This is a genomic window from Bacillus fungorum (genome assembly GCF_002746455.1).
GTDB classification, from domain to species: domain Bacteria; phylum Bacillota; class Bacilli; order Bacillales; family Bacillaceae_G; genus Bacillus_A; species Bacillus_A fungorum.
In genome coordinates this window covers 1-20,311 of record NZ_NWUW01000017.1, presented here as the reverse complement: position 1 = coordinate 20,311, position 20,311 = coordinate 1, and the positions used below count along the sequence as shown (strand labels likewise).

Annotated in this window: 18 protein-coding genes; 11 read left to right on the top strand and 7 right to left on the bottom strand. The window is 35.0% G+C overall.

Annotation, left to right across the window (positions count from 1 at the left end):
- Positions 1-31: 31 nt before the first annotated feature.
- A complete protein-coding gene (locus CO726_RS20735; protein WP_099685550.1) occupies positions 32-1,732 on the top strand; it encodes a M4 family metallopeptidase in 1,701 nt (566 codons plus the stop codon).
- A gap of 62 nt (positions 1,733-1,794) precedes the next feature.
- On the opposite strand, the gene CO726_RS20730 is transcribed toward CO726_RS20735, so the two are convergent.
- Positions 1,795-2,343 carry a TVP38/TMEM64 family protein gene (locus tag CO726_RS20730; protein ID WP_099685549.1) on the bottom strand — a complete coding sequence of 183 codons (549 nt, stop codon included), beginning with the start codon at positions 2,341-2,343 and terminating at the stop codon, positions 1,795-1,797.
- Positions 2,344-2,743: 400 nt separating this feature from the next.
- Here CO726_RS20730 and CO726_RS20725 point away from each other — a divergent pair, with 400 nt between their 5' ends.
- Both CO726_RS20725 and CO726_RS20720 read left to right on the top strand, forming a co-directional pair.
- Positions 2,744-3,262, top strand: coding sequence for an RNase A-like domain-containing lipoprotein (locus tag CO726_RS20725; RefSeq protein WP_136699792.1), 519 nt, complete (start codon positions 2,744-2,746; stop codon positions 3,260-3,262).
- Positions 3,263-3,277: 15 nt separating this feature from the next.
- Positions 3,278-3,550: a hypothetical protein gene (locus CO726_RS20720; protein ID WP_098758895.1), complete on the top strand. Its 273-nt coding sequence runs from the start codon at positions 3,278-3,280 to the stop codon at positions 3,548-3,550.
- A 48-nt stretch (positions 3,551-3,598) separates the two neighbouring features.
- Here the strand turns inward: CO726_RS20720 and CO726_RS20715 are convergent, their stop codons facing one another.
- The 3 genes from CO726_RS20715 to CO726_RS20705 all read right to left on the bottom strand — a co-directional run bounded on the left by CO726_RS20715 (position 3,599) and on the right by CO726_RS20705 (position 7,477).
- Positions 3,599-4,861 carry a VanW family protein gene (locus CO726_RS20715; protein ID WP_099685548.1) on the bottom strand — a complete coding sequence of 421 codons (1,263 nt, stop codon included), beginning with the start codon at positions 4,859-4,861 and terminating at the stop codon, positions 3,599-3,601.
- A gap of 234 nt (positions 4,862-5,095) precedes the next feature.
- On the bottom strand, positions 5,096-6,112 hold the full coding sequence (locus CO726_RS20710; protein WP_136699789.1) for an LCP family protein: 1,017 nt from the start codon (positions 6,110-6,112) through the stop codon (positions 5,096-5,098).
- Positions 6,113-6,298: 186 nt separating this feature from the next.
- A complete protein-coding gene (locus CO726_RS20705; RefSeq protein ID WP_099685546.1) occupies positions 6,299-7,477 on the bottom strand; it encodes a NupC/NupG family nucleoside CNT transporter in 1,179 nt (392 codons plus the stop codon).
- Between the two features lie 91 nt (positions 7,478-7,568).
- On the opposite strand from CO726_RS20705, the gene gloA2 reads away from it, so the two are divergent.
- The 3 genes from gloA2 (at position 7,569) to aspA (ending at position 10,967) form a co-directional block, all read left to right on the top strand.
- A complete protein-coding gene (gene gloA2 / locus CO726_RS20700) occupies positions 7,569-7,955 on the top strand; it encodes an SMU1112c/YaeR family gloxylase I-like metalloprotein (RefSeq protein WP_099685545.1) in 387 nt (128 codons plus the stop codon).
- A gap of 107 nt (positions 7,956-8,062) precedes the next feature.
- Positions 8,063-9,361 carry a hemolysin family protein gene (locus CO726_RS20695; protein WP_099685544.1) on the top strand — a complete coding sequence of 433 codons (1,299 nt, stop codon included), beginning with the start codon at positions 8,063-8,065 and terminating at the stop codon, positions 9,359-9,361.
- Between the two features lie 172 nt (positions 9,362-9,533).
- Positions 9,534-10,967, top strand: coding sequence for an aspartate ammonia-lyase (gene aspA, locus CO726_RS20690; protein WP_099685543.1), 1,434 nt, complete (start codon positions 9,534-9,536; stop codon positions 10,965-10,967).
- Between the two features lie 40 nt (positions 10,968-11,007).
- Here aspA and CO726_RS20685 read toward each other — a convergent pair whose 3' ends face one another.
- The gene (locus CO726_RS20685) at positions 11,008-12,627 is read right to left on the bottom strand and encodes an L-lactate permease (protein WP_099685542.1); all 1,620 of its coding nucleotides are present in this window, start codon (positions 12,625-12,627) and stop codon (positions 11,008-11,010) included.
- 1,053 nt (positions 12,628-13,680) lie between these two features.
- On the opposite strand from CO726_RS20685, the gene CO726_RS20670 reads away from it, so the two are divergent.
- A complete protein-coding gene (locus tag CO726_RS20670; protein ID WP_099685541.1) occupies positions 13,681-13,968 on the top strand; it encodes an ArsR/SmtB family transcription factor in 288 nt (95 codons plus the stop codon).
- A gap of 191 nt (positions 13,969-14,159) precedes the next feature.
- Entirely contained in the window at positions 14,160-14,339 is a 180-nt protein-coding gene (locus CO726_RS20665; RefSeq protein WP_000382683.1) for an acid-soluble spore protein H, read from the top strand.
- Between the two features lie 39 nt (positions 14,340-14,378).
- Here CO726_RS20665 and CO726_RS20660 read toward each other — a convergent pair whose 3' ends face one another.
- Positions 14,379-15,764 carry a peptide MFS transporter gene (locus CO726_RS20660; RefSeq protein WP_099685540.1) on the bottom strand — a complete coding sequence of 462 codons (1,386 nt, stop codon included), beginning with the start codon at positions 15,762-15,764 and terminating at the stop codon, positions 14,379-14,381.
- 381 nt (positions 15,765-16,145) lie between these two features.
- A complete protein-coding gene (locus tag CO726_RS20655) occupies positions 16,146-17,111 on the bottom strand; it encodes an ABC transporter substrate-binding protein (RefSeq protein ID WP_099685539.1) in 966 nt (321 codons plus the stop codon).
- Positions 17,112-17,282: 171 nt separating this feature from the next.
- Here CO726_RS20655 and CO726_RS20650 point away from each other — a divergent pair, with 171 nt between their 5' ends.
- The 3 genes from CO726_RS20650 to CO726_RS20640 are packed head-to-tail and all read left to right on the top strand — an operon-like array spanning position 17,283 to position 20,176.
- Positions 17,283-18,287 carry a FecCD family ABC transporter permease gene (locus CO726_RS20650; protein WP_099685538.1) on the top strand — a complete coding sequence of 335 codons (1,005 nt, stop codon included), beginning with the start codon at positions 17,283-17,285 and terminating at the stop codon, positions 18,285-18,287.
- Complete coding sequence (locus CO726_RS20645) at positions 18,284-19,342, top strand: FecCD family ABC transporter permease (RefSeq protein WP_099685537.1); 1,059 nt, start codon at positions 18,284-18,286, stop codon at positions 19,340-19,342. The genes CO726_RS20650 and CO726_RS20645 overlap by 4 nt, the downstream gene beginning before the upstream one ends.
- A 12-nt stretch (positions 19,343-19,354) precedes the next feature.
- Positions 19,355-20,176, top strand: coding sequence for an ABC transporter ATP-binding protein (locus tag CO726_RS20640; RefSeq protein WP_099685536.1), 822 nt, complete (start codon positions 19,355-19,357; stop codon positions 20,174-20,176).
- Positions 20,177-20,311: the final 135 nt, after the last annotated feature.

The window sequence follows — 20,311 nt, the reverse complement described above, 5'->3', positions numbered from 1 at the left end:
TTCAAAAAAATTTTTATTAGGGGGAAGGTTCATGAAAAAGAAAAGTTTAGCATTAGTGTTAGCGACAGGAATGGCAGTTACAACGTTTGGAGGGACAGGCTCTGCATTTGCGGATTCTAAAAATGTGCTCTCTACGAAGAAGTACAATGAGACAGTACAGTCACCTGAGTTTATTTCTGGTGATTTAACTGGGGCGACTGGTAAGAAAGCAGAATCTGTTGTGTTTGATTACTTAAACGCAGCAAAAGGTGATTACAAGCTAGGGGAAAAGAGTGCGCAAGATTCTTTCAAAGTGAAACAAGTGAAGAAAGACTCTGTAACTGATTCAACAGTAGTACGTATGCAACAAGTATACGAAGGAGTACCTGTATGGGGCTCTACGCAAGTAGCTCACGTAAGTAAAGACGGTTCTTTAAAAGTATTGTCTGGAACAGTTGCACCTGATTTAGACAAAAAAGAAAAGTTGAAAAATAAAAATAAGATTGAAGGCGCGAAAGCAATTGAAATTGCGCAAAAAGATTTAGGTGTTACACCTAAATATGAGGTAGAACCAAAAGCGGACTTATATGTATATCAAAACGGTGAAGAGACAACATACGCGTATGTTGTGAATTTAAACTTCCTAGATCCGAGTCCAGGAAATTACTACTATTTCATTGAAGCAGACAGCGGTAAAGTATTAAATAAGTTTAATACAATCGATCATGTGACGAATGATGATAAGTCACCAGTTAAACAAGAGGCTCCTAAGCAAGATGCAAAAGCAGTTGTAAAGCCTGTAACAGGAACAAATAAAGTAGGAACTGGTAAAGGGGTATTAGGAGATACGAAATCGCTTAATACAACGTTATCTGGATCATCTTACTACTTACAAGACAATACGCGCGGAGCAACAATTTTCACATATGATGCGAAAAATCGTACTACATTGCCAGGAACATTATGGGTAGATGCAGACAATGTTTTTAATGCAGCGTATGATGCAGCAGCAGTAGATGCTCATTACTATGCAGGTAAAACATACGATTATTATAAATCTACATTTAACAGAAACTCTATTAATGATGCAGGAGCACCATTAAAATCAACAGTCCATTATGGAAGCAAGTATAATAATGCGTTCTGGAACGGCTCGCAAATGGTATACGGAGATGGTGATGGTGTAACGTTCACTTCATTATCTGGTGGAATTGATGTAATTGGTCACGAATTAACACACGCAGTTACGGAAAATAGCTCAAATTTAATTTATCAAAATGAATCAGGCGCATTAAATGAAGCAATTTCTGATATTTTTGGTACTTTAGTAGAATTCTATGATAACCGTAACCCGGATTGGGAGATTGGTGAAGATATTTACACACCTGGTAAAGCAGGAGATGCGCTTCGCTCTATGAGTGATCCAGCGAAATATGGTGACCCAGACCATTATTCTAAGCGTTACACGGGTACTAGTGATAACGGTGGGGTTCATACAAACAGTGGTATCATTAACAAACAAGCTTATTTATTAGCAAATGGCGGTACACATTACGGTGTAACTGTAACTGGTATCGGTAAAGATAAGCTAGGTGCAATTTATTACCGTGCAAACACACAATATTTCACGCAATCTACTACATTTAGCCAAGCTCGTGCTGGTGCAGTACAAGCTGCAGCTGATTTATATGGTGCGAATTCTGCGGAAGTAGCAGCAGTTAAGCAATCATTTAGTGCTGTTGGCGTAAACTAAGGTTTTAAGGGATAGTTATAATAAAATACCTCAAAAATAAAGAAGGAGCATAGGCTCCTTCTTTATTTTTTTCTCCATTTTTTCCACAAATAAAACAATCCAATAGCGCCTGTGATTGTTACAATCCACTTCGCTTCATTTGTTCCATTCATAACGTGATATGCCGAATATACTTCAATCAATAAAGCGGGTATTTTACCTATTGTACTGGCGATACTGAAGGATAGTAATGACATTTTACCTAGAGCTGCAAATAAAGTCACAATACTTGATGGGATAAAAGGTATTAATCGAAACGATAGAACGAGTAGAAAGGCCTCTCTACCTTCTACATAAAGTAGGCGTTCTACCTTTGGATATTTATTTACTTTGCTGTGAGTGAATTTCTGAAAGCCTATACGATAAATATAAAACGAGATAATAGCCCCTAATGCCTCACCGACGATCGAAATAATGGTTCCGTTCGTTACACCAAAGAGCTGTATGTTAATAGCCGTCAAAAAAATACTAGGGATAACACCTAAAAGACTAATAATGATGTTAATTAAGATACTAAGTGGAATTGCGATTGAATAGTAGTCTGTTAAGAAGTTTTGAATTGTTTCAGCCATTGTTTAAAATCCTTTATCTTTTTTTTGCATTACATCATATTTCCATTGTATAGGCAAGTGTAAATTCACATAATGTAGAAAAACGTTGATAAAACACCATTTATATACCTTATATGGGTATTAGGTATATAGAAAGAGGGGTATATCTTAGTTGTTTAAAAAACACTAATAAAATCCTTATTTTAAAGGGTTTTATTAGTGTTTTGAGAGGTGATTTAACTCGGGAAATAATCATAAAAACATAGGGGTATATTTATAGAAGGGGCGAAAATAGCGATTTTATGAAAATCGGGTGATAATATGGCAAAATAGGTGAGGAATTTAAAAGATGGATATGTTTTTTTAGTGTGAAATTGACTTTTAGTGAAGTTACGATAATAATCATGAAAGAGGTGATATGATGAAACGAATAAGTAGTCTTTTCTTGGGTAGTTTATTGGCACTAATGCTGATCTTAAGTGGATGTGCAGGAAAAGAACAAAAAACAGAGAAACAAACAGGGAATCAATCGACATCAGTAGAAAAAATTAGTGATAATATTTTAGATGAAATGGAAGGGCCACCTAAAAATGGTCATACGATTGAAAGACATGTAGGCAAATCAGAAGAAGATTTGAAGAATCGTTTGAAGACAGATAAAGTATCGGCAGCAAGTACATACTATGACAAGGAAACTGCAACGAAAGCTGTAAAAGATAGTTTGAAGCAGCATGATAAGGAAATTCAAGATTGGTTAAAAAATTCTAAAGAGGCTCGTCTCGTATTAAATACAACACATTCATTCCCTGTTGGGAAAACGGTAATAAAGAAAAATATGAATGTAAAAGACAAGTTAGTAAAAACTGTTACTGTTTTAGCGAGAGATAAGTCAGGAGATTTAGGATATAAGATCATTACTTCTTATCCATCTGATAAATAAGAAGGGGGAGTAAATATGTATACGACATTACAATATTTTTTCAAATCGTATTGTACGTTAAGTATCCATGAGGATGAAATAGTAGGCGTGATGGAAGAGTTTATAGAGCAAGAAGAAGAAGAAATTGTTTTGAAATTACGCGATGAATTATTATATATGAAGAAAAAGGATGTTTGGGAAGAGGCGTGCGTATTAGCTGCGAAGCAGGGAAATCGTATGTGGTCGTTAGAAGAAACGAAAGACCATCTTGCAACCTTTTTATTATTATTGCAAAAGAAAAAGGCGTGAGTAGATCACGCCTTTTTTGTTTTTGAAATTTGTTCATTTGATAGTGTCTTATTCTTTTGGAGCGCTTTTATATACGCTTTTTGAAATTTGTCCATTAGATAGTACTTCACCGTTTTGTGTTACTTTTTTATACGTAACTGCTGTTATTTTATCACCAGTCCTACTAACTACTTGAGAAGAAACTTCAACATTTTTTCCAGTATTTGTACCGAAAATACGTGTAGTAATACTACCTCCATTTGAAAATGCTTGAATATAAATATGATTGCCTGTATTGTTTTTAAATTTTAAATCTGGGCCATAATCTGCTACTGCTGCATCTTGCCCAAGTGGTAAATAATTTACGGGCATAGAATGATTGCTTCGAGAAACAATTCCTAAATCTGCCCTTAAAGCGGCGCTATATAAAGTACTACTAACTTGGCAAACGCCTCCGCCTGCACTTTGTATAACTTTACCTTGTGAATATACAGCTGCGGATTTATAACCATGTGCAGCATCAGTTATGCCGACACGACCATTAAAACTAAATGTTTCATCAGGTGCGACAATAACGCCACTTAAAGTATTAGCTGACTTATTTACGTTATAGGACTGGTTTCCATTACGACCAGCCATTGGAGTTGAGTATTCAGCAATTACTTCTTTAATCCCCATTTTCTGTATATCTTCTGTAGAACGTTCAGGTTTTAATATTGTAACTGGTAATGTAACGTCAGATGTGCCGGTAGTAATGGCCTGTGTCGTTAAATCAGTTAACTTTCCTTTGTCGATTTTTTCACCATTTTGACTTTGGCTAACATTTACTGTAGTGCCTTCAATACTTAATTCTGCATTAATAGGATTTTTTAATGCAGAATTATATTTATCCTTCATAAAGCTTTCATAAGCAGTTGTATTTAATTGAGGTGTTAATTTATAGTCACGCTTTAATTCACCGCTTTCAGCCTGCTTCCGCATTTTGTAACGATTCATTGCATTTCCTTCTTGTTCTTTAAAGATTTTGTCGATAATATCTTTTTCTTTATAATTTATCCCTAAATCTTTCCATGTGTAAGTTTGTTTATCATTTTGCAATATGTAGGTAAGAGATTTTTGATCTAATTCAGTTATCTTTTGATTAATAATTGCTTGAATATCTTTTTTATTTTTTCCATCGAGAGAAATACCTTCAAATGTAGTATTTGGTAATGCAGTAGTATCTAATTGATTATTTAGTTTGGATACATATTGATACCCACTAACACCGCCTACACAAAGTAATATGCCCCCAGCAATTGCAGAACCAATCAGTATTTTACTTAGCTTCATCTATTTCCCCCCAGAAATTTTTGTATAAATATACGTATTACATTTTTTGTATAAAAATGCTAAAAATAACATTATGTACGTACTAGTATACTATTATTTTCACTATGTGTGTAATGTTTTTATAAAAAATGTTACATTGTTGTAATAATTGTCTCTTTTTGTCACAATATGTACGAGAAATATGTTGGAAATTATAATAAAAAGGCTGTCTAGAAAGATCTAGCAGCCTTTTTATTATAATTTTTTATGTTCATTTTTATTCGTAACACCGAGATGTTCTTGTAATGTTGTCGAAATATTATTGACGCTTGTTTCATTTGGAACGTAATAATAAATACCACTTATATATTTATCAGTGCCCTCTATTTGCATTTTGTCCATCTTTAAATTGGAATCCATTGAGTTTTTGGCAATTGTCATCATATCATCAAAAGTTAAATTGGTTTTTAAGTCTTTATCGACAGCATCTAATAGGCCACCAATTTTATTAATGGAATTAAGAGATAGTGCTTTTTCAGCAATAGCTTCTAGAACAAGCTGTTGTCGTTGACCGCGCATATAATCACTATCGATATGACGAGTTCTAGCTAGTGCTAACGCCTCTTCTCCATTTAAATGTTGACGTCCTTTTTTCAGATGAATTGCACCTGGTTCGTCTTTGCTGTTTTGTTCTGTGAACTCAACTGGAACATCGACAGTAATACCACCAAGGGAATCGACAATTTTGATAAATGATTTAAAGTTGAATTTTACATAGTAGTCAACTGGAACATCTAAAAAGTTCTCTACGGTATCAATTGTGCTGTCCACACCACCGAATACGTGCGCATGTGTAATTTTATCATATTTATCACGTGATTTAATGTAGACACGTGAGTCACGTGGAATACTGACAAGCTTAACAGATTTATCATTTTTATTAATTGTTGCAAGTAATAGCGCATCTGTACGAGTTGCTTTTCCGTAATTCTTGTCCCTGATTTCACTTTCATCCACACCCATAATAAGTACAGAAATGTTGTCGGTCATAGGTTTAACGGCTTTTTCACGTTTGCTGGATTTATCCCCGCGGCCCAGTTCAGAATAGGCGTTACTTAATACAGATTTTGCTTTACTGTATATATGGAAGGAGTAGCCGCCTGCTCCAAGTGCTATAATCAGTAATGGAATAAGAATGAACCAAAGTAGGCGTTTTTTCTTTGAGCGTCCTTTTTTGGTTCCAGTATCTTTGTTCGTATCGGATTTCATCATTTTTTCTCCTTTAAAACTATCAAAGTGTATACATCTAGAAGCGTATTCAAACACATAAAAAATATTGTACGCTAAATAAAAGCGATTGTACATGTATAAAAAATAGATATCTTGATTATTTATAAGACATCTATTCGTTATTGTATACAAAAGATAGGGATAAGAAAATGATAAAATTTTACCTAATTACAACATAATGCTTACGATAATTGCAGATAAAATGCTAACGAGAGTAGCTCCATATAGTAATTTAAGGCCAAATCTGGCAACAACGTTTCCTTGTTCTTCGTTTAACCCTTTTACCGCGCCTGAAATAATGCCGATAGAAGAAAAGTTCGCAAAAGAAACGAGGAAAACAGAAATAATACCAACTGTACGGGGAGAAAGGCTATTAGAAATTTTACTAAGGTCCATCATGGCGACAAATTCATTTGTGACAAGTTTTGTTGCCATAATGCTACCAGCTGTGACGATTTCAGAACTTGGTACACCGATAAGGAATGCAATAGGTGCAAATACGTAGCCGATTAATTGTTGGAAAGTGATGCCGCATATAATGAGGAATAGGTCATTAATACAACTAATTAATGCGACGAATCCGATGAGCATAGCACCAACGACAATGGCTACACGAAAACCATCAAGAATGTATTCTCCGAGCATTTCAAAAAAGCTTTGTTTTTCACCTTTTATTTCTAAAATATCTTCGTCATCTTTAACGTCGTAAGGGTTAATGATGAGTACGATAATAAAACCGCTAAATAAATTAAGAACGAGTGCGGTTACTACATATTTAGGTTCAATCATTGTCATATAGGCACCTACGATAGACATAGATACAGTTGACATGGCAGAGGCACAAAGTGTATAAAGACGATGTTTTGGAATTTGAGCTAATTGCTTTTTTACTGTAATAAACACTTCTGATTGGCCGACGATGGCGGAGGCGATAGCGTTGTAAGATTCTAATTTCCCAAGACCGTTTATTTTACTAAGGAAGTAGCCGATCCAACGAATAAAAAATGGTAGTATTTTGAAATGCTGTAATATACCAATTAAGACGGAAATGAAGACAATTGGTAATAATACAGTAAGGAAAAATGGCATTTCGCTTTTATTTGCAAGACCACCAAATACGAAGTTTATTCCATCAGCAGCATACTCGAGTAGCTTTGTAAACAGACTGGAAATGATTCTAATAAGTATGAGGCCGATTTCTGTATTTAATAATAAATAGGTTAAAATTAACTGTATAATAAGCATGATAAAAATTGGTTTAAATTTAATATGTTTCCTATTATTGCTAGCAATATAAGCAAGGAAGAAAACGACGATCAGTCCGATGAAAAAAGTAATGAATTTCATAGTAAGCCCCCTAAAAGAGATATTCTGCTATATATGTTTTTCATTTCAAGGGAGAATATTCATCTTTGGTAAAGAAAGGAATAGAGAGAGCATGAATATATGTAGAGTGCACCACGTTGCAATTATTTGTTCGAATTATGAAAAATCAAAAAAATTTTATACTAAAATATTAGGTTTTAAAGCGGTAAATGAAGTATATAGAAAGGAACGAGATTCTTATAAGTTAGATTTATGTGTAGGAGAAGAGTATCAAATTGAATTATTTTCATTTCCAAGTCCGCCTGAGCGCCCAAGTTTCCCAGAAGCGGCTGGACTTAGACATTTAGCATTTGCTGTTACAAATATAGGAGAGGCTGTGAAACATTTAAATCAATGTGGTGTTGAGACTGAGTCGATACGTATTGATGAAATAACCGGAAAAAAATTCGTCTTTTTCCAAGACCCTGACGGCTTACCTTTAGAATTGTATGAGGTTTGAAATTGGTGAATTTTATATAGGGTTGCTTTTGAGTAAATGAAGAAACTAAGGTGAAACTTCTTTTTTAAAGGAGGTGTAACTTTAGCTAAGAAAGCTAAAGGGTATATGTGGATATTTTAAAATTACTGATGGTAGTTATCCTTATTGGATTAACAGGTTTTTTTGTAGCTGTTGAGTTTGCAATTATTAAGGTGCGTAGCAGTCGTATTGATCAACTCGTTAGTGAAAAACGACGAGGAGCATTGGCAGCAAAAAAAGTAACTTCGAATTTAGATGAGTATTTATCAGCATGTCAGTTAGGTATTACAATTACTGCTTTAGGGCTTGGGTGGTTAGGAGAGCCGACTATAAAACATTTACTCGAGCCGTTGTTTTTAAAACTACATTTATCTCCTGCAATTGCAAGTACTGTTTCATTTATTATTGCTTTTGCAGTTATTACGTTTTTACATGTTGTCATTGGTGAACTTGCTCCGAAGACGTTCGCTATACAAAGGGCAGAGCAAGTTAGCTTGTTATTATCGAAGCCACTTATTTATTTTTACCGAGTCATGTATCCGTTTATTTGGGCTTTAAATGGTTCTGCAAGGCTTGTAACAGGGTTATTCGGATTACATCCGGCTTCTGAACATGAAGTAGCTCATTCGGAGGAAGAATTACGATTAATCTTATCTGAGAGTTATGAGAGTGGAGAGATTAATCAAAGAGAATTTAAATATGTAAATAATATTTTTGAATTTGATAATAGAGTCGCAAAGGAAATTATGGTACCTCGTACAGAAGTTGTAGGTTTATATGAGGATGAACCATTTGAAACACATATTAAAATAATCGCACAAGAAAAATATACGAGGTATCCTGTATTTGGTGAAGATAAAGATGAAATTATTGGGATGGTTAATGTAAAGGATTTATTTATTCGTTATATGGATGGTAATCGAGATGAGGAATGCTCGATTACGCCATATACAAGGCCAGTTATTGAAGTGCTAGAAAATATTCCTATACATGATTTGCTATTACAAATGCAAAGAAAACGAATTCCATTAGCTGTATTATATGATGAATATGGTGGTACAGCGGGGATGGTTACACTAGAAGATATTTTAGAAGAAATTGTTGGGGAGATCCGGGATGAATACGATGAAGATGAACATCCGCCTATAGAGCATATAAGTGAAGGATGTATAATTGTAGAGGGAAAAGTGCTTATTAGTGAAGTAAATGATTTATTTGGCATACACTTAATCGCTGATGATGTAGATACAATCGGTGGCTGGATTATGGTACAAAAGCAAATCGTTGCTGAAGGGGATATTATTGAAAAACACGGCTTTTCTTTTAAAGTTCTTGAAAAGGATATGCATCAAATTAAACGAGTGAAAATAAAAAAGATAGAAGAATGATTTTCTATAAATTTTTATAAAAGGTATATACAGAAAAATAAATGTTTGCGCTTTCAAAAAAGGTGCTATATAGTGAAGGTGGATACTGAAAAATTCTTCTGAATGATACTCGTATTTTTAGAGGGCGAATTTTTTAGATAGGGATTTAGAATGAAAAGTATAGGTGATGAAAATGATAGCAACGAAGGATATACGTATAGAAAAAGATTTTTTAGGTGAAAAGGAAGTACCGAGTGTAGCTTATTATGGTGTACAAACATTACGTGCTGTAGAAAACTTCCCGATTACAGGATATCGCATTCATCCGTCACTCATTACGGCAATGGCAATTGTGAAAAAAGCGGCGGCACTTGCAAATATGGATACTGGTTACTTAGCTAAAGACATTGGACATGAAATTGCAGAGGCAGCGCAAGAAATTGTTGATGGCAAATTCCATGAGCAATTTATTGTGGATCCAATCCAAGGCGGTGCTGGAACTTCTATTAATATGAATACAAATGAAGTAATCGCTAATCGAGCGTTAGAACGTATGGGATATGAAAAAGGCGAGTATGCAAAAATTAGCCCGAACACGCATGTGAATATGGCTCAATCAACGAATGATGCGTTTCCAACGGGAATTCATATTGCAACTCTTATGATGTTAGAAGAACTTCTTAATACAATGGAAGAACTTCATTCTGCTTTCCGTGACAAAGCAAAAGAGTTCGATCACGTTATTAAAATGGGGCGTACACATTTACAAGATGCTGTTCCGATTCGTCTTGGACAAGAATTTGAAGCGTATAGCCGAGTGCTTGCGCGTGATATAAAAAGAATTAAACAGTCTCGCCAACATTTATATGAAGTGAACATGGGGGCGACAGCTGTTGGTACGGGATTAAATGCAAACCCTACGTACATTGACCAAGTGGTTAAACATTTACGAATATTTAGCGGATTCCCACTTGTTGGTGCAGAGCATTTAGTTGATGCAACGCAAAACACAGATGCATATACAGAAGTATCTGCGGCATTAAAAGTATGTATGATGAACATGTCTAAAATTGCGAATGACCTTCGTATTATGGCATCTGGTCCACGTGTTGGATTGGCGGAAATTCAATTGCCAGCTCGTCAACCAGGTTCATCTATTATGCCAGGTAAAGTAAATCCTGTTATGGCAGAAGTAATTAATCAAGTTGCTTTCCAAGTAATTGGTAATGATCATACAATTTGCTTAGCATCAGAAGCAGGACAATTAGAGTTAAACGTAATGGAGCCTGTACTCGTATTTAATTTAATTCAATCTATTAGTATTATGAATAACGGATTCCGTGTATTCCGTGAATATTGCATTAAAGGAATTACAGCAAATGAAGAATTGCTGAAGCGATATGTTGAGAAAAGTGTTGGAATTATTACGGCAGTTAACCCTCATATTGGTTATGAAGCAGCATCCCGTATTGCACGTGAAGCAATTGAAACAGGCAAATCTGTTAGGGAGTTATGTTTAGAACATGGTGTACTGACAGAAGAAGAATTGGATATTATTTTAGATCCATTCGAAATGACGCATCCTGAAATTGCTGGTGCTTCTTTATTAAAGAATAAGAAGATGTGATGTGAAAAAACACCGATCCATTTGGATCGGTGTTTTATTTTTAAAAAATATTAAATACAGCGTTTAATTGAAGTAAGCTAATAATAGCTAAGAAGATTAAACTGTATTTCATTGCTGTTTTAAATAGAGCAGATTCTTTACCAACTAGTCCAACTGCTGCACAAGCAACTGCTACAGATTGTGGTGAAACCATTTTTGCCATTGTACCACCTACTACGTTTAATGCAACCAGTGTAGAAGGAACGATGTTTAATTGATCTGCAGTTACTGCTTGAAGCGGTGCGAATAATGAACCACTTGATACTACTGATCCTGTAATGAATACGCCAATCCATCCTAAGATTGGAGAAAGAACTGGGAATGCATTACCAGTAGAAGAGAATGCAAGTCCAAGTGTAGATGACATACCAGAGTAGTTCTCTACGTAAGCTAAAGCGATCACGCTACAGATTGTATATACTGGAGCTTTTAGTTCTTTTATTGTTTCAATCATTAATTCTTTAATCATTTTACCTTTTACGCGGTACACGATAAGTGAAACGATAATTGCTAATACGATTGCAGTAGTTGTAGATGAGAATACATCAAACTTGAAAACAGCTGCGAAAGGTGTATCAGCTTTTGTAATTGGTGTAGTTTTCATAACAGCATTATGAAGACCAGGGAATTGAATGTTAAATACTAAGTTTGCTAGTGCGCCATCCGGAGCAAATAAAGCTTTAATTGGTTTTAAATTAAAGATTGTTACAAATGCAGTTAAGAATATGAATGGAGACCAAGCATATAAAATTTGATTGAATGTATGAGATTCTTTTTCTTCTTGTTTTTCTTCTTTAGTAGAAGATTTTGGCTGCCAAACACGTAAGAATAATGCAAGAGAGATCATACTTACAACGGCTGCGAAAATATTAGTAAGTTCTGCACCTAAGAAGTAAGTTACAGCGAACTGAGTAATTGCGAAAGAAACACCACTTACAAGAATACCTTGCCAAGTTTCTTTAATACCTTTAATTCCATCGACCATTGAAACAAGTAAGAAAGGTAATACAATACTAATGAATGGTAAAATAAGTACAGTTTGACGACCGATAGTTAATGCATCTAGCTGAGTTAATTGTGCTGGTACTGTAACTGGGATACCCATAGCACCCATAGCACCACCAGCGATGTTAGCTACTAAACAAATACCTGCTGCTTTTAATGGGTTAAAGCCCATACCTACAAGTAGTGCAGCTGTAATAGCAACTGGAACCCCTAGCCCAGCTGCACCTTCTAAGAAAGCACCGAAAGAATAGGCGATTAATAATACTTGTAGACGTTGATCATTTGTAATACTTGAAATACTATCACGAATGATGTTGAATTGCTCTGTTTTAACAGTTAATTTATAAAGGAAAATTGCTGCGATAACGATAGTACAAATTGGATAAAATCCAGATAAAATACCGAATCCGGCAGATGCTACAGCTACTGTTGCTGGCATTTTATAAACGAATATAGCAAGAATAATAGCGACGATCATACTGTAAAGCCCAGCAATGTAACTTTTCATTTTCAGTCCCATTAAACAAATGATGAAGCAGAAAATTGGGAGTGCTGCGATTAGTGCAGATAACCAAATATTGTTTAATGGGTCATAAATTTGTGTCCAAGTACTCATAATAATGACAACTCCTATCTATTTTATGTGAAGAAATTCACATTATTTGTGAAACAATTCACAATCAACTTACATGCTTAGTATATTCTCCTTCAACACTATTGTCAACGTAAAAAAGTATAATTATTCCATAATAGTGTTAAAAGAAATGCTTTGTTCATAAAGTAGACAAAAAGCACATTCAAATAAAGTTGAGTGTGCTTTTTAAAGTTAAACCTTATAAAGCATTCGCCAAAATTTGAAATAGGATCCTTATTGTCCACAAATAGCAGGATAAATTATTTGCATATTCTTTTCTTTTAGTTGTTCATACATTATTGATTCTATAGTTCTATATTAGAGGCCGGATTTGTATCGATTATTAAAGGAAGTTGAAGTATTTAATATTTGCTAGGTGGTACAGCTTGTCACATTTGACCAAGTCAGAGAGGGACAGTAAATACATTTAATAGGAAGTATTCCATCACAGTCCAAGCTATTGAATATGAATAAAGTGAAACTTTAATCAGTGGGGGTTTTCTTCATCCCCCACTGATTATTAGTTGAACCAATCGGACTTTTATGGGCAGTTGATCCCCCACCTAGATTCTTTGCTTTCGCTGAATTTTGAGATGGGGGTCTTACTGCCCATTAAAGCGGGATAAAAAAAGCGATAAGCTAATTTTTAATGTTACGGTATCTTTTTTTACTGAAAATTCCTTTTAGCGTAACAAAGAGGTTAAGTATAGTTCAACTACATTACGATAGGTTATCAATTATAGACGGTATTTTACAATACCATTACTGTGCATTTCAATAAGGTGAAAATATAACAAAAAGCCTGATAAAACAACGTTTGCAAGCAAAGTATTCGTAGGCCATTATTTTGCTTTTTCGTTATATCATATAGTATAATATTCAAAATCAGCAAGGATTTTTTCCTGAATTTTTGCTGATAAAGATGGAAAAATTTTTCGGCTTTATAGGTTGATAAAGTTATGTCGTAACAGGAAATATAAGAACAGATATATAAATAAATAAAAAGAACATAAAAACGAAAATGAGGGGAACTTTATGAGCCAAAATCAATTCGAATGTCGTATTTCAGAAGAAGATGTACAAATGTTAAGAGCGTTAGCGCATCCGTTACGTTTACGTCTAGTAATGGAACTAATGCAACGTGGAACATGTAATGTAACACAATTACAGGAAGTATTAGAAATCCCACAATCAACGGTTTCGCAACATTTAACGAAATTAAAACAAAATAAAGTAGTGCGCTTTGAAAGACGAGGACTAGAAGTGTATTATCAAATTCATAATGATAAAGTAAGTGAAGTTGTAAGAACATTATTTTCTTAAAATTTGAATATTATGGAAAAAGGCGTGTGGGATATACGTCTTTTTTTATTTGTCAGAAAGGTAATATGAGAAAGAATGTTAATATGTAAGGAAAAAAAGGCTAACCATTAAAATGTTGCTATATGGAATATATTCTAAAAGGAAAAGAAAAGATAGAAAGGAGTGTAGTAAGTAAAAGGAGGGATAGTAGAATGGATGTAAAACGTGTGAAACAAATTTTATCTTCTTCAAGTAGAATCGACGTTACATATGAGGGCGTACCAGTATGGATTGAGAGCTGTGACGAGCAGAGTGGGGTTGCTCAAGTGTATGATGTATCTAATCCTGGAGAAAGCGTTCACGTAAACGTGACGGCTTTAGAGGAGAAGTAATAGAAAAGACGCTTCTACTTGTAGAAGCGTCTTTTGGTGTTATTCCATCATACTTGAAACTTTTTTAGAGAAGAGAAGGAGTACAAGTCCTAAAACGATAACGATAATGCCGATACTTGCAAATACCTCAAGGTATCCTAATGATTGTGTAAAGGAAGCAAGTTTACCAGCTAACCAGTTAGCCATACCCGTACCAGCTAACCATACCCCCATTAGTAATGATGCTAATTTAACAGGTGCAATTGCACTTACCATTGATAGACCGATTGGTGATAAGAATAACTCACCAATTGTATGGAAGAGATAAGTGATAACGATGAATAATAAGTTCGCTTTTACAGTTATATCTGCTTCACTACTTCCAGTTTTTAGAACTGCTAATGTTAAAACAAGGTAACCTATGCCTAGTAAAATCATACCTAATGCCATTTTTGTTGGCACTTTTAAATCACCGCGTTTTGTTTTAGAAAGTTTTAACCATAACATAGATACGAATGGTGCAAGTAGTACGATGAATGCTGGGTTAACTGATTGGAACCAAGAGGTTGGAACTTCCCATCCGAAAATTGTACGATCAACAAATTTATTTGTATAGAGTGTTAAAGAACTACCAGCTTGTTCAAATCCTGCCCAGAAGAATACTACGAAACAAGTTAAAATTACAATTGCCCAAGTGCGATTTTTCTCTTGTTTTGTTAAAGGTTTCTTTTCGATTACAGGTTGATTTTTTGATTTTTTACCGACAACTGTTGTTCCTGCTTTACCAAGGTAACGAGGAGCTAATAAGTTGAAAACAATTTGTCCAATAATCATACCGATACAAGCCGCTAAGAATCCGTATTTATATCCCATTACAATAACGCCATTAGCGCTTGTTTTAAAGAAATCTTCTGCTAAAAATCCACAAATAAGTGGAGCGAAGAAAGCACCTACGTTAATACCCATATAGAAGATAGTAAATGCACTGTCACGACGTGAGTCATTTTCACCATACAATTCACCTAACAGTGTAGAAATATTTGGTTTGAAGAATCCATTACCAATAACTAATAGTATTAATCCAAGGAATAGTCCTGTTTTTGTATTCATTGAGAATAGTACAAAGTTGCCGATTGCCATAATAATTCCGCCGAGAGTAATGGCATGACGTCTTGTGATATAATGATCCGTTAGCCATCCGCCGATAATAGGCATGAAATATACTGCCGCTGTAAAAGTACCATATAATTGCACTGCGACTGCCTTATCAAATCCTAACCCGCCACTAACAGCAGCAGTTGTTAAATAAAGAACTAAAAGGCCACGCATTCCATAATAACTAAATCTTTCCCACATTTCTGTTAAGAACAACAAGTACAACCCTGGTGGATGTTTTTTTGGTGATTGTTGCTCTCCAGCTTTTTCTAATTTTAAAGCTGCATCCATTTTTGTTTCCCCCTAATCCTGTATAACGGATATTTATGTAATCATTTTAATTTACAAAATATTTAGAAGTCAATAGAATTATATGGAAATAGAAAGAAAATTTCTAAAAAAATTCTATTTTACTTCGACCGTTACTGTATTTTACCCTAAAAAAGAGATGATAAGCGTTTTCAAATGTAATAATTGAATTCTAAAAGAAAATAAAATAGTGATTAATCAGAAAATTTAGATTAAAACATTTATTCTGATATAAAGAAAATACATTCTATTTACTTTTATAATATAACATATTGGGAATAAAAATACAAAATGAAATAATGTGACATTTAAGTGAATTGAAAAAACAACTCCTTCTGTTGGAAGGAGTTGTCTAGGGAAATATTATTTAACAAAGCGTTTTTCGATATCATCTAATAGTAGGTTAGCAGCCATTACACCACCAGCTGTATTCCAAATAACGTCGTCAACTTTGTATGCTTTTCCATTTTTTACTGCATTTAAATTTTTAAATAGCGGATCATTGATATATTCTTTTTCTAATTCAGAGCCTTTTTTCTCATTTCCCTTATCGAATGTGAAGTAGAATAATACATCGCCATCCATTGCAGAAATACGTTCTTTAGATACGTTACGCTCTGCGAAGTCATCTTTATTTTGATCGCCAGGACGTTTAAATCCAAGTTCTTTTAAAATAACACCAGAGAATGTATCACCATGATAAATGCGAACATCACCAGGCATGAAGCGGACCATAGAGATTTCTTGATTTACTTTATCACCTAGTTTGGCTTTTAAATCTTTCATACGTTTATCGTAACCAGCTAAAACCTTTTGACCTTCTTTTTCTTTATTCAATGCTTTTGCATAAAATTTGAAGTTATCTTTCCATTCACCACGTAATGTTTCAGAGAACACAGTAGGTGCAATTGCTTTTAGTTGCTCGTACACTTTTTCGTGACGCATTTTGTTACCGATAATCAAGTCTGGTTTTAAAGAAGCGATTGTTTCTACGTTCACTTGTCCTTCATCACCAACAACTTTTACATCTTTCATTTTATCTTTAATATGTGGATACCATGGATCACCAGTCCAAGATTTTACAGCCCCAACTGGTTTCACACCTAGTTCAAGTAAAGTTTCAGTTCCTTCGTTTGTTAAAATAACTACACGTTTTGGATTAGCGGGAACTTCTGTTTTACCCATTGCATGTTCCACAGTAAACATTTCTTTTTTCGTATCCTCTTTTGTTTCTTCTTTCGTATTTGACTTTCCACAAGCACTTAAAAGTAATGAAAAGGCTAGTAAAAATACAAATACTGTAAACGATTTCTTTTGCATGAATTTCATTATGTACCCCCTACATACTGAGAAGTTTTTTCAATAGCAAGCATGATATTAAGCCTTTATCTTTTGATTGTCAATATATACGATGAAAATAATTCTCATTTCCGTTGACAATGAGAATTAAGTTGAAATACACTTACAACGTATCATTATACATTGAAGGGGAAACGCTGCATGTTATTAAAAACAAATCAAGCAAAATGGATTGGATTATTTGTTGGGATCATTGCAGTTATTATTTGTATTTGGGGAAGTATTATTTTCGGATATACAAATACGAGCTGGAAATTAGCGTTAGATGCTTTTTTTCATTTTAATGGTTCCAATGAACATATTATTATTCAAAATGTACGCCTACCAAGGGCATTAATTGCAGCTAGTGTTGGTGCTAGTTTAGCCATTGCGGGTTGTCTTATGCAAACTTTAACGAAGAATCCACTTGCTTCTCCAGATTTTATTGGATTAAATTCAGGTGCTGCTTTCTTCATAGTTGTAGCAATTGTTATTTTTTCCGTGACGTCATTATCAGCTTTCACGTGGATTGCCTTTTTAGGGGCAGCAGTTGCAGCTGTACTTGTATTTGCTTCTAGTTCTTTAGGAAAAGAGGGGACAACGCCTCTTAAATTAACATTAGCAGGGGTCGCAATTAGTGCGTTATTTTCATCATCAATACAAGGATTACTTGTTTTAAATGAAAAGGCGCTTGAAGAAGTATTATTTTGGCTTGCTGGATCTGTCCAAGGAAGAAAGTTAGAAATTTTACAATCTGTATTCCCATATTTATTAATAGGCTGGATTGCATCTATTATGATGGCAGGGAAAGTAAATACATTGATGATGGGGGAAGACGTCGCGAAGGGGCTTGGACAACGAACAATTTTAATGAAATCATTCGTGTTACTTATTATTGTCCTGTTGTCTGGTGGTTCAGTTGCGGTTGCTGGTCCAATTGGATTTATTGGAATTATTATCCCGCATTTTGCCAGATTTCTTGTTGGGGTCGATCACAGATGGAGAGTACCTTATAGCGGCTTGTTAGGTGCAATACTATTAATTTTAGCTGATATAGCAGCAAGGTATGTCATTATGCCACAAGAAGTACCAGTAGGGGTTATGACAGCATTTATTGGGGCCCCATTCTTTATTTATATTGCACGTAAGAGAGGGCTTAGCAAATGAAGAAGTATATTCCGTTTCGTATAGGAAAAGGCGGGCTCTCGTTTTTAATGTATAAACGAGCTTGTCTCGTCTTATTCAGTTTACTAGTTGTTTTAATAGGATTATTTTTTGCGAGTGCAGGTATGGGAGACATGAAAATTGCTCCTTATGATGTATGGCAAGCGATCACTGGAAATGGCGATGCGCTGTCAAATATGGTTGTAAATAAGTTTCGTATGCCTCGTATTTTAATTGCCATTCTTGTAGGAATTGCACTTGCGGTAGCAGGATGTATTTTACAAGGTCTCGTTCGAAATCCACTGGCTTCTCCTGATATCATCGGGATTACAGGTGGTGCAAGTGTTGCAGTTGTATTATTTTTAGCTATCTTTAGTGATAAAAATAATGCGCTAACCGTAAGCATTCATTATATGCCGTTAGCAGCCTTTGTTGGGGCAACGATTGTAGCGTTTTTTGTATATTTATTTGCATGGAGAAATGACGGGTTATCACCGATTAGCCTTGTTTTAATTGGTGTTGGATTTTGGGCATTAACGAAAGCGGCGACGACTTTGTTTATGTTATTAGCACCAATTTATCAAGCGAGTCAAGCGAATGTATGGATTACTGGTACTGTTTACGGTTCTTCATGGCAAAACGTTATGGTGCTTGCGCCATGGGTTCTCATTTTAACGGTAATATCATTTATAGCTGCTAGACATTTAAATGCGCAAGAGCTAGGGGATGATATTGCGGTAGGACTTGGTGTTCCTTTAACGAAATCGCGCGTATTCATGCTATTACTTAGTACAGCTTTAATTGGGGGAGCAGTTGCCTTCGCCGGAGTAATTGGATTTGTTGGTTTAATGGCACCTCATATTTCACGAAGACTGGTTGGTTCTTTATACGGTGCATTACTCCCAGTTGCGGCTATTGTTGGTGCAATTTTAGTACTTGCTGCAGATTTAATTGGGCGTACAGTTTTTACCCCACTTGAAATTCCAGCAGGGGTATTTACATCAGCAATTGGTGCACCTTATTTTATTTATTTACTTTATAAAAGTCGGAATTCATAAAGGGAGATGAATATGCAAAAAGCATTGGAGACGAAACGTTTGACGTTGTCTTATGGTGAAACAATTATTATTGATGAGTTGAATTTAGAAATTCCAAAAGGTGAAATTACAATCTTTATCGGTTCTAACGGCTGCGGGAAATCAACTTTATTACGTTCACTAGCTAGATTATTAAAACCAACAACTGGTGACATTTTGTTAGATAATCAAGCCATTCAAAGTATGCAAACGAAGCAAATTGCTCGTCAAATGGCAATTTTACCGCAAGGACCGCAAGCACCTGAAGGGCTTACAGTATTGCAACTTGTAAAGCAAGGACGTTATCCATATCAAACGTGGCTGAAGCAATGGTCAGAAAAGGATGAAGAAATGGTACAAAAAGCCCTTGCAGCAACAGGTATGATAGAATTCGCTGAGCGTGATGTACATGCTCTTTCAGGTGGACAACGACAACGTGCTTGGATTGCAATGACGCTTGCACAAGATACAGATATTATTTTACTGGATGAGCCTACTACATATTTAGATATGACTCACCAAATTGAAGTGCTAGATTTATTATTCGAATTAAATGAAACAGAACAAAGAACAATTGTTATGGTATTACACGATTTAAATTTAGCATGTCGTTATGCAGACAATATTGTAGCCATTCAAGATAAACAAATATATGCACAAGGTAAGCCGGAAGAAGTAGTGGATGAGAAGCTAGTACGTGATGTATTCCGAATGGAGTGTCAAATTAGTACGGATCCATTATTTGGGACACCACTTTGTATTCCGCATGGAAAAGGAAGACGTGTACGTAAAGAGGTTGCTCAGGCAATGAGTTAATGAAAAAGGGGCTGTCCCATAAGTCGGTGAAACCGACTTATGGGCAGCCCTTTTTTTGCACAAAAAAATCGCCTTGTCCTGTATAATTGTAAGTAACCACACCAACAAAAACACGAAAGCAGAGGCGATTTTTTT

Excerpts from the sequence above, each read along its gene's own strand:
- CO726_RS20735 (WP_099685550.1), top strand. The coding sequence starts at position 32 with ATGAAAAAGAAAAGTTTAGCATTAGTGTTAGCGACAGGAATGGCAGTT.
- CO726_RS20730 (WP_099685549.1), bottom strand. The coding sequence starts at position 2,343 with ATGGCTGAAACAATTCAAAACTTCTTAACAGACTACTATTCAATCGCA.
- CO726_RS20725 (WP_136699792.1), top strand. The coding sequence starts at position 2,744 with ATGAAACGAATAAGTAGTCTTTTCTTGGGTAGTTTATTGGCACTAATG.
- CO726_RS20720 (WP_098758895.1), top strand. The coding sequence starts at position 3,278 with ATGTATACGACATTACAATATTTTTTCAAATCGTATTGTACGTTAAGT.
- CO726_RS20715 (WP_099685548.1), bottom strand. The coding sequence starts at position 4,861 with ATGAAGCTAAGTAAAATACTGATTGGTTCTGCAATTGCTGGGGGCATA.
- CO726_RS20710 (WP_136699789.1), bottom strand. The coding sequence starts at position 6,112 with ATGATGAAATCCGATACGAACAAAGATACTGGAACCAAAAAAGGACGC.
- CO726_RS20705 (WP_099685546.1), bottom strand. The coding sequence starts at position 7,477 with ATGAAATTCATTACTTTTTTCATCGGACTGATCGTCGTTTTCTTCCTT.
- gloA2 (WP_099685545.1), top strand. The coding sequence starts at position 7,569 with ATGAATATATGTAGAGTGCACCACGTTGCAATTATTTGTTCGAATTAT.
- aspA (WP_099685543.1), top strand. The coding sequence starts at position 9,534 with ATGATAGCAACGAAGGATATACGTATAGAAAAAGATTTTTTAGGTGAA.
- CO726_RS20685 (WP_099685542.1), bottom strand. The coding sequence starts at position 12,627 with ATGAGTACTTGGACACAAATTTATGACCCATTAAACAATATTTGGTTA.
- CO726_RS20670 (WP_099685541.1), top strand. The coding sequence starts at position 13,681 with ATGAGCCAAAATCAATTCGAATGTCGTATTTCAGAAGAAGATGTACAA.
- CO726_RS20665 (WP_000382683.1), top strand. The coding sequence starts at position 14,160 with ATGGATGTAAAACGTGTGAAACAAATTTTATCTTCTTCAAGTAGAATC.
- CO726_RS20660 (WP_099685540.1), bottom strand. The coding sequence starts at position 15,764 with ATGGATGCAGCTTTAAAATTAGAAAAAGCTGGAGAGCAACAATCACCA.
- CO726_RS20655 (WP_099685539.1), bottom strand. The coding sequence starts at position 17,111 with ATGAAATTCATGCAAAAGAAATCGTTTACAGTATTTGTATTTTTACTA.
- CO726_RS20650 (WP_099685538.1), top strand. The coding sequence starts at position 17,283 with ATGTTATTAAAAACAAATCAAGCAAAATGGATTGGATTATTTGTTGGG.
- CO726_RS20645 (WP_099685537.1), top strand. The coding sequence starts at position 18,284 with ATGAAGAAGTATATTCCGTTTCGTATAGGAAAAGGCGGGCTCTCGTTT.
- CO726_RS20640 (WP_099685536.1), top strand. The coding sequence starts at position 19,355 with ATGCAAAAAGCATTGGAGACGAAACGTTTGACGTTGTCTTATGGTGAA.